This is a genomic window from Singulisphaera acidiphila DSM 18658, assembly GCF_000242455.2.
Taxonomy (GTDB): domain Bacteria; phylum Planctomycetota; class Planctomycetia; order Isosphaerales; family Isosphaeraceae; genus Singulisphaera; species Singulisphaera acidiphila.
In genome coordinates this window covers 6755831-6768109 of record NC_019892.1, presented here as the reverse complement: position 1 = coordinate 6768109, position 12279 = coordinate 6755831, and the positions used below count along the sequence as shown (strand labels likewise).

The window sequence follows — 12279 nt, the reverse complement described above, 5'->3', positions numbered from 1 at the left end:
TTCGTTACGTCCGAGCGATGCGGCGTGGTGCGCTCAGAGTCCGCTGGCGAAGCCCTGGCCGGACTCGCGGTCGGATCCAACGCCCTCGACCGAGCTCTCTTTGCGAGGGGGGACGTGGGGTCCGCGAAGCACCGACTGGTTGCCCCGGGTGTGCTGGGTGTGACCACGGAGCGGACCGCGTCGCAGTGGCGGCTCGCCCGCGACACCGGCGACGCCCGGCACGGTGGTCTCCAGCGGCGCGTCGTATTCACCGTCAAGGTCATCGTAACGCGAAACGTAGCCGGGCATCTTGGCACGTTCGAGTTCGTCGGCATAGGAGGCAAGGACAGCGCCTTGGATCTTCTCACGGCACATGGAGTTGATCGGGTGCGCGATGTCGGCGTGCAGTTTGGCGCGGCCGTCGGCGTCGCGGATGGCTCGATTCTCATCCAAACGACTGCCGCACTGGTTACAGAACCGGCTCCGCAAGTGGTTCTTCGTTCCGCAGTGGTGGCAACGATCGGTCAACTTGCGGGAAGGCATGGCGACGAAGAAGCCCTTAGCACCCTCGATGATCTTGAGGTCACGAATGACGAACATATCATCGAAGGTGATGCTACAAAAGGCTTGCAACCGCTCGTTGCTGCCCGAGTTGTCTTCCATGAGCTTGATGCGGACTTCGGTGATCTCCACAGCCGGTACTCCTTTACGAGGCGTTCTCTGCTGCTCTAGGGCCGCAGGATACGACCCGGACTCGTCCTAGTCCGAGCGTTTCAAGGTGCTGGGCGGCGGCGTGTGCCGCGCCTTGGTTGCGGCCGAGCCCAAAGTAGGCTGAGCCGCTCCCGCTCATTAGGTGCCCGTCAAGTAACGGGCCAAGGCTCGCCAGGGCGTCACGGACCCGCGTCAATGCGGGAGCGAGCGTCTCGGCGACGGGTTGGAGCCGGTTGAATAGGCTCTGTCCCAGGGCAGCCGGTCGGTCTCCGACCAGCGATTCGACCACCGGCCCGATCGGCCTGGGCCGTTCGGGCAGGGTCAGATTTCGGTACACGTCGGCCGTGCTCATCCCAACCGGCGGACAGACCAAGACAAAGTGGAGCGGCCTGGTCAGAGTCAAGGCTTCCACTTGCTCACCTCGGCCTCGGCAAATGGCGGCCGGACTCTTCCGGAAGAACGCCACATCACTGCCAATCTCCCCGGCCAAGGCATCCATGAGCCCGGGGGGTGTCCGCAGATTCCAGAGCCGGTCTAGGGCCACCAGAGTGGCGGCCGCGTCACTCGAGCCGCCTGCCAGTCCAGCTTGCGCCGGGATGGCCTTGCGAAGCTCGATCGACGCCCCGTGAGGGCAGCCCGATCGCTCCCGAAGACGCTCGGCTGCCTTGACAACCAAGTTGTCGCGGCCAGTCGGAAGGGTCGGATCATCACAGCGGAGCGTGATCGTCCCCGAAGGGTCGTCGGTCAAGATCAAGGTGTCATACAGGTCCACGGCAACCATAATCGATTCGATCTCGTGGTAGCCGTCGGGCCTGCGGCCCAAGATTTCCAGAAACAGGTTCAACTTCGCCGGGGCGAGGACTTCCACGCCACCGTCGATAGGACGGACGATCATTGAACTTTTGTCCAGAGTTCGGCCGTCGTGGCAAAATCAAGATGAGGCCATTGATTCGGAACGTTGTCGCTACGGAAACTCATTGACCTGTCCTGAGTTTCGTCAATCGGCGTTTCCACCGAAAGGGGCTTCGGAGCGACTCCAACCGCATCCGTCTCGAACTGCGGATCTTCTATCCCGTTCTAGAAATCGTGGCAAGCCGAAAAATCCTTAAAGTCGAAAGATCCCGGCAACCGGCGACCCTACCGGCGCGACCGGGAGCAGGCCGCCGCCAACCTCTTTAGTTCTTCCTCGGCTTTCCGGGACCGCGATGAGGGCCCGACGGGCCGGCCCGACGGCCTGAGATCAGGGCCTCGGCAAAGTCGCGGAGTGAGCGCGCCTCGCCCGGCTTGCTCAGCGCCTCATAGCACTCGATCAGACCGTCGATCGCATCGTAGAACGGGCGATTGGCATCTCGATGTTGCGGGAGCCGCCCGTGAAAACCAGGCGGAAAGGCCCGCTCGGCCAACTCGAAGGCGTAGCCGAAGTGCCCCCGGGCCAGCGTCGGATCCTTGAAGTCCTCGAGCGCAATTCGCCCCAGCGCGACGTGAACCCACATATTGTCGCCGCACCCCTGCAAGGCATACCGCAGCGCATCGCGGGCCGCCTCGGGATCGCCGGCCTTGCGGAGCTCGATCCCCTCCTCAAAGTCGAGCTCCATCTCAATCACACACTTGGGATGGTCGAGTTCAAAATCCTGCCCCTCGCCCCCGAGAAGACGTTTCAAGCGAAGGCCCCCGCGTTTCTTCGGAGCCGCCCCCCCCTTGCCAGGCTTGTGCCCCCCCTGACCCGGTCCGCCAGGTTGCTTCGGCGGTCGACTCTCCCCTGCCCCTTGATCCGACATCGTTGCCCCTTGCCCCTTCGCCCTGCACCTGCGTCTGGTCGATCATTCCGCCACTAAGGACTCCAGCATATCGTCCCCCACCCCAGGCGCGGAGTCCTCGCCGCAGTCCCAAAAGGAGCCGAACCCAATCCCCCATGACCCATCATTGGAACCGTTCGCCTCGAAACCAATCACGATCCTCAATGAGGAAATTCCTCATTCTTGAAAGCCTGTGCTCCTTCCTCAACCAAGCTCACAGAGCTAGCACATCTTTTCGGCAGCCTCGCGCAGATCCAAGGCAGACACTGATTTGACACCCGTGAGCCGCCACCTCGGATTTACAATCTTAACCCTTTTCCACAAAATGACTTAAGATCCAATTTTCCAATCTTTTTTGGCTCTGGCACTCAATCTGCAAATAGTGCTGCCCATGATCGAGTCAGGGTCGTGCCTAGCTCATCAATTCCGCTCCTAATAAAACGCCACGCCCATTCTCTTGAAGAGAGGATGCGACGCGTAACGAGACCGAGGGCGTGAACGGCTTCGGGGCGTTATCCCTGGATTTCCGGGGATGGTGGGAGAATGAGCGTTCCAACCTACGCGGAGACTTCGACGATGACCAAGGGGCAGCGTGCAGTCGTGGCGGGGGCACTCTCCGCCCTCGGGTTGTTGGGATTGCCGGCCTGGGCGAACGCGGAGGAGGCAGCGTCGGCAGCCGTTCCCGAAATCAATGGGGCGGATACGGCGTTCGTGATGGTCAGCGCCGCCTTGGTGATGCTGATGACTCCCGGGCTCGGCCTCTTCTATGGGGGGATGGTCCGACGTAAGAACGTCCTCGCCACCTTCCAGCAAAGCTTTGTCCTGCTGGGCGTGGTCGCGCTCCAGTGGGTCCTCTTCGGTTACAGTCTCGCGTTCAGCCCCGACGTCTACCATGGCCTGATCGGCGGCCTCGATTATGTCGGGCTCAACAATGTGGGCTTCGCTCCCAACGCCGACTATGCCGCCACGATTCCGCACCAGCTCTTCATGGTCTTTCAGCTCATGTTCGCCGTGATCACCCCGGCCTTGATCTCAGGGGCGTTCGCCGAGCGGATGAAATTCTCGGCCTACATCCTGTTCACCCTGCTCTGGGCCACCTTCGTCTACGACCCGGTCTGCCACTGGGTCTGGAGCCCCAACGGTTGGATCAAGGGCCTGGGTGCTCTCGACTTTGCCGGCGGCCTGGTCGTCCACATCATCTCCGGGATCGCGGCCCTCTGCTGCGTGCTGGTCATGGGCAAGCGAAAAGGTTTGGGGAACGAGGATATGCACCCCCACAACCTCACCATGACCGCGATCGGGACCGGGATCCTCTGGTTCGGCTGGTTCGGGTTCAACGCCGGCAGTGCCCTGGCGGCCAACGCCTCGGCGGTCGCCGCCTTCGTGAACACGAATACGGCCGCCGCAGCGGCCACCGTGAGCTGGTCATTGATCGAGTATCTCCATAAGGGGAAGGCCACCGTTCTGGGGACCTGCACCGGGGCCGTTGCCGGCCTGGTCGCGATCACGCCCGCCGCTGGCTTCGTCACCCCCTTGGGAGCCTTGATCATCGGCCTGCTCGTCTGCGGCGTCTGCTACAGCGCGATCCTCTTGAAGAGCAAACTCGGGTATGACGACTCGCTCGACGTCTTCGGTGTCCATGGCGTCGGTGGCATCTTCGGTGCCGTCGCAATCGGCTTCCTGGCCAAGGCGGGCATCAGCGCCAACCCCGCCGGCCTGTTCTACGGCAACGCGAGCCTGCTGACCGCACAGGTCCTCTCCGTGGCCGCCGCCGCGACCTACAGCTTCATCGTCACCTTCGGCATCCTGAAGCTGGTCGACGCCCTGGTCGGGCTTCGCGTCACCGAGGAAGAGGAAGAGATCGGCCTGGACCTGACCCAGCACGGCGAACGGGGCTATATCATGGGCGCTGGCGAGTTCCTGGGCGGTCTGCCCGACCAGGTCCACCCGGCCGTCGCGATCAAGAAAGCGGTCCCGGTCGAGTATTCCGTCACCGTCTGAGTGACCGCCGAAGCTCATTGGCCAACCGAGTCCCTCCGTCCGGGCGTTCAACGACCTGGCCGGAGGGACTTTCGTTTGGACAATGTCCCCAGCCATATCGAAATTCCATCGAAATCGGTTTCGAAACTTAGTCAGCCCTGCATGCCACTTTTTTTACCCCTTCCCGATCGCGATTGCCGCTTCTACCATTGTAAAAATGACTGGCTTCGATAAATTCCATAGAATAACGGGCCGCCGACCTAAGGACAGGGAGATCGTCTATGATCGGTAGAGTCGCTAGCAACCTCCTCGGTCTCGTCGGGGCTGCGCTCGGAGCCGCACTCGGCTACGCTCTCTTTCAATGGCTGGTGAGCCAAAACCTCTACGGCCTGATGATTCCCGGAGCCATGATGGGGCTTGGGTGCTGTCTGCTTGCACAGCACCGTTCGCATACTCGCGGGATCGTTTGCGGAATCGCGGCGCTCATTCTGGGCCTTTATACGGAGTGGCGTTTTTACCCGTTTCGAGCCGATGGCGGGTTCCAATACCTGGTCGTTCACTTCTTCGACCTGAAGCCGATCACTCAGCTCATGCTTGGCGTCGGCGCCATCTTCGCTTACTGGATTGGCAAAGACGCTAGCCCCTTATTCTCCTTCGCCCAGATCGCCCGCAACGATCAGCCCGCCAAGCCGAATTCCGGTAGAGCGACGACCAAGGACTGACACAATACCTTTCTTCACGGCGTTGTCAGGGTAGAATTCCCTCGGGGTTCCCCTCCAAGCTATTTTCGACCGGTCGGTGCGACGACCGACCCACAACGCCGAGGAGGTCGTTATGTCCGCCACAGCATCCGACCGCGCTCACGGTTCACCCTTGCAGGATCCGCTTCGCGCGAAGCAGGTCCAGCAGGCGGAAGAACTTCTCTTCTCGGAACCATCGCGAGGGGGATTCGCCAAGGCCCTGTTTCGGGGGGAGTTCCGCAAGGAGGTCGTCTTTCCCTACCCCGAGCTCCCGAAAGCCGATCAGAGCCGGGTGAATGACGCGGTCGCGGCGGTCCGTCGCTTCGCCGATTCGAGCATCGACGCAGCGGCCATCGATCGCGATGCGGATATTCCCGCGAGTGTGATCGAGGGCCTGGCGAAGCTCGGCGTACTGGGCATGACCGCGCCGGGGGAGTTTGGAGGACGCGGCTTCAGCCAACTGGGCTACTGCCGAATCATGGAGGTGATCGGGGGGCACTGCTCCTCGACAGCCGTTTTCGTCAATGCACACCACTCGATCGGGATCCGCGCTCTTCTGCTCTTCGGCACCGCCGAGCAAAAAGCAAAGTGGCTCCCCCCCTTGACCAGTGGCGAGAAGCTTGCAGCCTTCGCACTGACCGAAAAAGAGGCAGGGTCAGACGCGAGCAACGTCCAGACTGTGGCCATTCCCAGCGAGGACGGCAAGACCTATCGGCTGACCGGCACCAAGCGCTACATCACCAACGGCGCGATCGCCGATGTCCTGACAGTCATGGCCCGCACACCCGACCCGAAAGGGGGTGACTCGAAGGTCACCGCTTTCCTCGTCACGCCCGACCTCCCCGGATTCGAGGTGGTCGAAGCGAGGATGCCCAAATGCGGAATCCGAGGGACAGCGACCGCCCGCCTGGCCTTCCACGACATGCCGGTCCCGGCCTCGAACATCCTCGGCCCCTTGGGAAAAGGGCTGAAGGTGGCTCTCACCGTACTCGACTTCGGCCGAACCACCTTCGGCGCCAGCTGCACCGGGGCGGCCAAGACCTATCTGGCCGCCGCGACCCGGCACGCCGCCCGCCGCAAACAATTCGGCCGGCCGCTGGCTGACCTCGAGTTGATCAAGAAAAAACTAGCCTTCCTCGCCGCGACGGCCTACGCCATGGAGGCCACAACCTACGAGACCGCCGCCTTGATCGATCGGGGGGACGAGGACTACATGCTCGAAACCGCAATCCTCAAGGTCTTCTCTACCGAGATGCTCTGGCAAGGTTCGTACGAGACCCTGCAAGTCCACGGCGGCCAGGGCTATTTTTGCGACGAGCCCTATGAGCGGATGATGCGCGACGCCCGAATCAACACGATCGGCGAGGGGGCCAACGAAGTCCTGAAGGCCTTCATTGCCCTGGTCGGGATGCGCGACATCGGCGAAGGGTTTAAAGCGACCCTCGAGGGGCTGAAGCGACCGACCCGGTTCGTACCGACCCTCTGGCGATTCGGCCGAGAACGGTTGGTGCGCATGGCGCACCCACCAGCGATCCCGGTCACCTCGCCCCTGCTCCGCCGCGCCGCCGATGCCCTCGCTCGCCGCGTGACCCGGTTCGCCTGGGCGATCGAACGAACTCTGATCAGACATCGCGAGGCGATTCTCGAGGCCGAGTATCTCCAAGAGCGGATCGCCGATGCCGCGATTGCGTTAATGACCTCAGCCTGTACCCTGGCTCGGCTCGATCGCGAGTTGGAGACCGAGTCGGTGTCACCGGCCAATCGGGACGCGGCACTCCTCTACTTGCGAATGGCGAATCGCAGGTTCGACCAGGCCCTTCTCGACCTCGACAACAATGATGACCATCTCACCACCCAGACAGCGAATGCCATCGTGCGCGAGCTGAGCGAAGGTTAAGAGGAGGTTCGCTCGGGTGCCCCATCTCCATGGCGGTGGGCTACTCAAACAGACAACGGCTTTAAGGACAAATCAATGCGCAGTCAATCCGACTCCTGTAGGGCGGGCACGACGCACCAGATCTCCCCAAGATTTGGTGAGCCATGCTCACCCTACAAACATTCTTGCCGGCCGGCAACAGCCTCACTAACCGCGACGACTCAGCGCCGGGGTCGGCAGAATCACGGGCCGCCATCTGATCGCCACGATCCTCCACAACTTATTTCTCATCGACCAGTTGCAGATTGCCCCCAACCTCCCCCCCCAAAGTCTCCCCCCCTGTCGAAAATGAGCGGGGATCGGATCCCCGGCCTCGCGACCTGAATCACCGTTTTGGTGTGATTCAGAGCTGGGCCAAGGTGCCTTATTTTATACCAACGACAAAAGTCATGGACAAACAAGCTCGTAACTGTACCAAGATCGTATTTGAGGATTCTTGATTTCACGCGAACCAATAAGGACCTCCTTGACGCTTAGTTTCTATATTGCTACCGTCGCTTTGTTACACCACTGCCGATGAGCATGTGGAAGAACGTCGTGCGCATTCAGCCCTTCCTTTGCCCAGCATTCGAAAGGATTCACTCGTGATCCAACGAGGTCGTCGTGCATTCACGCTCATCGAACTACTCGTCGTAATCGCCATTATTGCCGTGTTGATTGCCTTGCTCTTGCCGGCCGTTCAAGCTGCCCGTGAGGCCGCGCGCAGAGCCCAATGCACGAACAACCTCAAGCAGTTGGGGTTGGGCGTGCACAATTACCTTTCGCAGAACAACGCATTCCCCCCCGTAGTCGAAAACTATTCCAAGGCCGCTTTTGACGCCTTGGGGGATCCCTGGCAACTGGATTGGACGGCGGCAATCCTGGGGCAAATGGAACAACAGGCGATCTATAACTCCATCAACTTCTCTCTCGCCGCAGGGGCTTGGGGCGAGACAACCAGACAGAACACGACCGGAATTCGAACGAAGGTCGGGTTCATGATGTGCCCGTCCGAGGATTCGAAAATCCCCACGATTGCGCAAGGCTGGAAGAGCTACGTGGCGAACATCGGCGGCCCGGCCGCCATCAGCGCGTGGACCGGTCCCTTCGTCATCATGAGAAGCGATCCCGGGAACAATCCGGGTTATACCTCCGGAGGAGCGAACTTCAATTGCGGCTCCTTCGGCGTCGAATCGGTGACCGACGGGAGTTCGAATACGGCGCTCTTCAGCGAGATCTTGCTCGGAACGGGGCCGGTGGCGAATACGATCACGATTTCCAGCACCCAGCGCCGCTCGACCTACTTGTTCCCCACCGGCATGACCCTGCCGCAAGATCAGGGTGTGTCTGCCAGTGCCAGCGCCCTACAGTTCTACAATACCTGCAAAAACCTACCCGGTTCCACAGCCGGCTACGGTAACCTCCCACCGGGCGGCGGCAACGCTTGGCTCGCCGGCCATGCCGGTTCAGTCGTGATCTGGGATTCCTACAACCACTGGATGACCCCCAACGGGAATGGATGTTTCAACAGCGCCGACGGAAACACCGGTGGCTGGGGGAACGTGGTCGACGCCATGCCGCCGAGCAGCAGGCACTCCGGTGGTGTGAACATGGCGATGGCAGACGGCTCGGTCCGCTTCATCAAGGATACGGTCAACGTCCAGACATGGTGGGCCCTCGGCACCCGGAACGGCGGCGAGGTTCTCAGCAGCGACTCGTACTAACGCAGGTTCATCTCTCCCCCCCATCAGTCTTCCAACTTTAAAACCGAGAGGCCCGGATTGCCATGTGGCGGTCCGGGCGTTTTCGGCCGTTGCAGGCACCCATTGGGTGCCTGCCGTGGACAGTAAGCGATTCACATAACAGCGAGAGGTTTTCCATGCGGATTTTCCGGATCGGTATGACTGGAGTTGTCCTCGCCGCCATGATCTCGGGTTGCGGTGGCAACGACACTTCCGCGCCAATCGAAAAGTCGCCCTACGCTCCGACGCCGGACCAGATCAAGGCGATGGAAAAAGAGGCGATGCAAAGCGCCAAGGGCAACCGCACACCCAAGAAGTAAAAAGCCGATCTCGGTGACGTTGCGTCCAATTCCCTCCGCGAGAATCTGAACACGTCATTGCCACTCTCTTGCCCCACCAAGGGCTCTTCCCCATTGCGGCAGACCGCCCGTTGGGATTTCTTCCAGGCGAGGGGGAGCATCAGCTCCCTGCTCGCCTCGGAATCGAAACCAGATGCTGAGCGTCCCATAGCCCGCGAGTCCCATGCGTTGGGAAACCCGCGAGCGGCCCTTTCTCCAATTGCATAAAGCCATTATCGCATTCTCACGCACCTCGCTACACGCAGCTACCCAGCGGTGTGTAATCCGAATAGGAAACCGCTCTGATCCTCCCCCCAACCGCCCTCCTCAAACCTTCCTCATGGTGCTTGCGCCTCTGGTCAGCAATAATGCCTGAGTCAGGCTCTCGGCCTTCGGTCGCATCCATGAGGAGTTTGTAGGGCATGTCCGCATCAAGCACTCAACGTGTGTTGGCCTTGTTCGCCGTCACGGCAACTTTGATCCACGGATCCACGGCCACAGGCGCAGTCGAACCGGCCGGGGCGGTGCAGCCACCGAACATCGTCGTCGTCTTTGCCGACGACCTTGGTTACGCGGACATCGGCTGCTTCGGCGCCAAGGGCTACACCACTCCGAACATCGACCGGCTCGCCACCGAAGGCATTCGCTTCACCGACTTCTACGTGCCTCAGGCGGTCTGTTCCGCGTCGCGCACCGCGCTTTTGACCGGCTGCTATCCCAACCGGGTCGGAATCCTTGGAGCGCTCGGCCCCGCCTCGAAAATCGGGATCGCCGAGGGTGAGTCCACGATCGCCGAGGTCCTCAAGAGGCGCGACTACGCCACCGCAATCTACGGCAAGTGGCACCTCGGCCATCACGATAAGTTTCTCCCAACCCGGCACGGCTTCGACCAATACTTCGGCCTCCCTTACTCCAACGATATGTGGCCGAAGCATCCCACAAACAAGTCCTTTCCCGATCTCCCTTTGATCGAAGGCGAGAAGGTGATCGCGACCAATCCGGACCAGAAGAACCTGACGACCTGGTACGCCGACCGGGCCGTCGGTTTTATCAAGGAGAACAAGGACCGCCCCTTCTTCCTCTACCTCGCGCACAGCATGCCCCACGTCCCGCTCCACGTCTCCGACAAGGAGTCTGGTCGCACGAGTCGCGGCCTGTTCGGCGACGTGATCGAAGCAATCGACGGGTCGGTCGGCCGAATCCTGGCGACGCTCGAAGAGCAAGGCCTCGACCAGAAAACCCTGGTCGTTTTCACATCCGACAACGGCCCCTGGCTCTCGTACGGCAACCATGCCGGCTCCGCCGGACCGTTCCGGGAAGGCAAAGGGACCTCCTTCGAAGGGGGCATCCGTGAGCCCTTTGTCGCCCGCTGGCCGGGCAAGATCCCCGCTGGATCCATCTGCCGCGAACCCGCCATGACCATCGACCTGCTCCCGACCTTCGCTGAACTCGCGGGGGCTGACCGCTCCGGCGACCGCCCCATTGATGGCCGAACCATCACGCCCCTGCTCCTCGCCCAACCCGACGCCAAGAGTCCTCACGAAGCCTTCCCCTTCTACTGGGGCCAAGAACTCCAGGCCATCCGTTCGGGCCGCTGGAAGCTTCACTTCCCTCACAAATACCGCAGTCTCGCCGGCGCACCGGGCGCGGACGGTAAGCCGGCCCCGTATCAAGATCGAGAGATCGGACTCAGTCTCTACGACTTGCAGTCCGACCCTGGCGAACAGTCCGACCTCGCCACGCAACATCCCGAAGTGGTCGAGCGACTCTCCCGCCTGGCCGACGCCGCTCGCGAAGACCTCGGCGATTCCGCCACGAATCGTCAGGGCAAGAACGTCAGACCTGCCGGCAAACTCTGATAGGTCAACGAAGTCCATTTTCAGCGCGCCCCAATTGATACACAGGAGACCATTGATGCGACGTCCTCTCCGACTCGCTTTTGCGTTCGTTCCCACTGTCTTATTCCTACCAGCCATCGCGCGCGGCGAATCGGTGGCCGCAGTCGTCGAGACGACGCTGGAAACCGGGTCAAAGCAGATCCGCCAGTTTGCCTTTGACGGCGACGCCGAGACCTTCTTCGCCTCGAAGGAAAACCCCAGCGTCTCCGACCATTTCACCCTGGTCTTCGAGCAACCGGTGTCCGTCAAATCGATCGCCGTGATCACGGGCCAGCCTGGCCCAGAAAGCGCCGGCAAACTCGAAACAGGGGTGCTTGAAGTCTCAACCGATGGCGAGACATTCACCGAATTGGCGAAGTTCGCCAATGGCGAGGCTCGCGAGGAACTGCACGCCAAGCCGATTCGGGCCATTCGAATCAAGCCGACATCGGTCCAGGACCATCCGCTGGCGGTCCGCGAGTTCACGATCGCGTCCGATCCACCGGTTGCCGTCTTCGAGTACCCTGTCGAAATCGCGGTGGACTGCTCAGACTCGCCCGAAATGAAAGAATGGGCCGACAAGGTCGCCCGGCTCTGCGAGCTCTGGTATCCCAGGTTGAACGAGGCGCTCAAGAGCGACGGATACAAACCAGCGAATTACATCAAGATGCGTATCAGCTCATCCTACAACGGTGTTGCTGAGGCCGGCGGAGGCAACATCCTCGGTTCGACCAAATTCTTCAAGGCCCATCCTGACGACGTCGGCGCCATGATCCACGAAACCGTCCACATCATCCAGCGCTATCGGAGCCGCAAAAACCCGGGCTGGCTGGTCGAGGGTGTGGCCGACTACATTCGCTTCTTCCTTTTCGAACCCGGCAAGATCGGCCCGATCAACGCAAAGCGGGCGCGTTATGACGGCAGCTATCGCACGACCGCCGCGTTTCTCGCTTACGTGACGGACAAGTATGACAAATCGCTGATTTCCAAACTTAACGTGCACATGCGCGAGGGGACCTACAAGGAAGACCTTTTCAAGGAACTGACCGGCAAGACGGTTCAGGAGCTTGATGAAGAGTGGCGAGAATCGCTCAAGCGTTGATAGGTGAACTCTGAGTTTCGCAATCCGGATGAGCGTTTTACGGGCACAACTTTATCCGGCCTGCACAGCCTGAATCAACAACCAAGAATATCCCAATCT

At 61.0% G+C, this 12279-nt stretch carries 10 protein-coding genes; 7 read left to right on the top strand and 3 right to left on the bottom strand.

Annotation, left to right across the window (positions count from 1 at the left end; all coding sequences use genetic code 11):
- Window positions 1-33: 33 nt before the first annotated feature.
- From SINAC_RS26585 to SINAC_RS26575, 3 genes are all read right to left on the bottom strand, one after another.
- Complete coding sequence (locus SINAC_RS26585; RefSeq protein ID WP_015248670.1) at window positions 34-672, bottom strand: SpoVG family protein; 639 nt, start codon at window positions 670-672, stop codon at window positions 34-36.
- Window positions 673-685: 13 nt separating this feature from the next.
- A complete protein-coding gene (gene ispE, locus SINAC_RS26580) occupies window positions 686-1585 on the bottom strand; it encodes a 4-(cytidine 5'-diphospho)-2-C-methyl-D-erythritol kinase (protein WP_015248669.1) in 900 nt (299 codons plus the stop codon).
- 280 nt (window positions 1586-1865) lie between these two features.
- Complete coding sequence (locus SINAC_RS26575) at window positions 1866-2468, bottom strand: tetratricopeptide repeat protein (RefSeq protein ID WP_015248668.1); 603 nt, start codon at window positions 2466-2468, stop codon at window positions 1866-1868.
- A gap of 561 nt (window positions 2469-3029) precedes the next feature.
- Here SINAC_RS26575 and SINAC_RS26570 point away from each other — a divergent pair.
- The 7 genes from SINAC_RS26570 to SINAC_RS26540 all read left to right on the top strand — a co-directional run bounded on the left by SINAC_RS26570 (window position 3030) and on the right by SINAC_RS26540 (window position 12180).
- Window positions 3030-4487 carry an ammonium transporter gene (locus SINAC_RS26570; protein ID WP_020466833.1) on the top strand — a complete coding sequence of 486 codons (1458 nt, stop codon included), beginning with the start codon at window positions 3030-3032 and terminating at the stop codon, window positions 4485-4487.
- Window positions 4488-4747: 260 nt separating this feature from the next.
- The gene (locus tag SINAC_RS26565) at window positions 4748-5188 is read left to right on the top strand and encodes a hypothetical protein (protein WP_015248666.1); all 441 of its coding nucleotides are present in this window, start codon (window positions 4748-4750) and stop codon (window positions 5186-5188) included.
- A 112-nt stretch (window positions 5189-5300) separates the two neighbouring features.
- Entirely contained in the window at window positions 5301-7103 is a 1803-nt protein-coding gene (locus tag SINAC_RS26560; RefSeq protein WP_015248665.1) for an acyl-CoA dehydrogenase family protein, read from the top strand.
- A gap of 623 nt (window positions 7104-7726) precedes the next feature.
- On the top strand, window positions 7727-8845 hold the full coding sequence (locus SINAC_RS26555) for a DUF1559 family PulG-like putative transporter (RefSeq protein WP_015248664.1): 1119 nt from the start codon (window positions 7727-7729) through the stop codon (window positions 8843-8845).
- Window positions 8846-9000: 155 nt separating this feature from the next.
- Window positions 9001-9183, top strand: coding sequence for a hypothetical protein (locus tag SINAC_RS26550; protein ID WP_015248663.1), 183 nt, complete (start codon window positions 9001-9003; stop codon window positions 9181-9183).
- 440 nt (window positions 9184-9623) lie between these two features.
- Window positions 9624-11060 carry a sulfatase family protein gene (locus SINAC_RS26545; RefSeq protein ID WP_015248661.1) on the top strand — a complete coding sequence of 479 codons (1437 nt, stop codon included), beginning with the start codon at window positions 9624-9626 and terminating at the stop codon, window positions 11058-11060.
- A gap of 55 nt (window positions 11061-11115) precedes the next feature.
- The gene (locus SINAC_RS26540; RefSeq protein ID WP_015248660.1) at window positions 11116-12180 is read left to right on the top strand and encodes a basic secretory protein-like protein; all 1065 of its coding nucleotides are present in this window, start codon (window positions 11116-11118) and stop codon (window positions 12178-12180) included.
- Window positions 12181-12279: the final 99 nt, after the last annotated feature.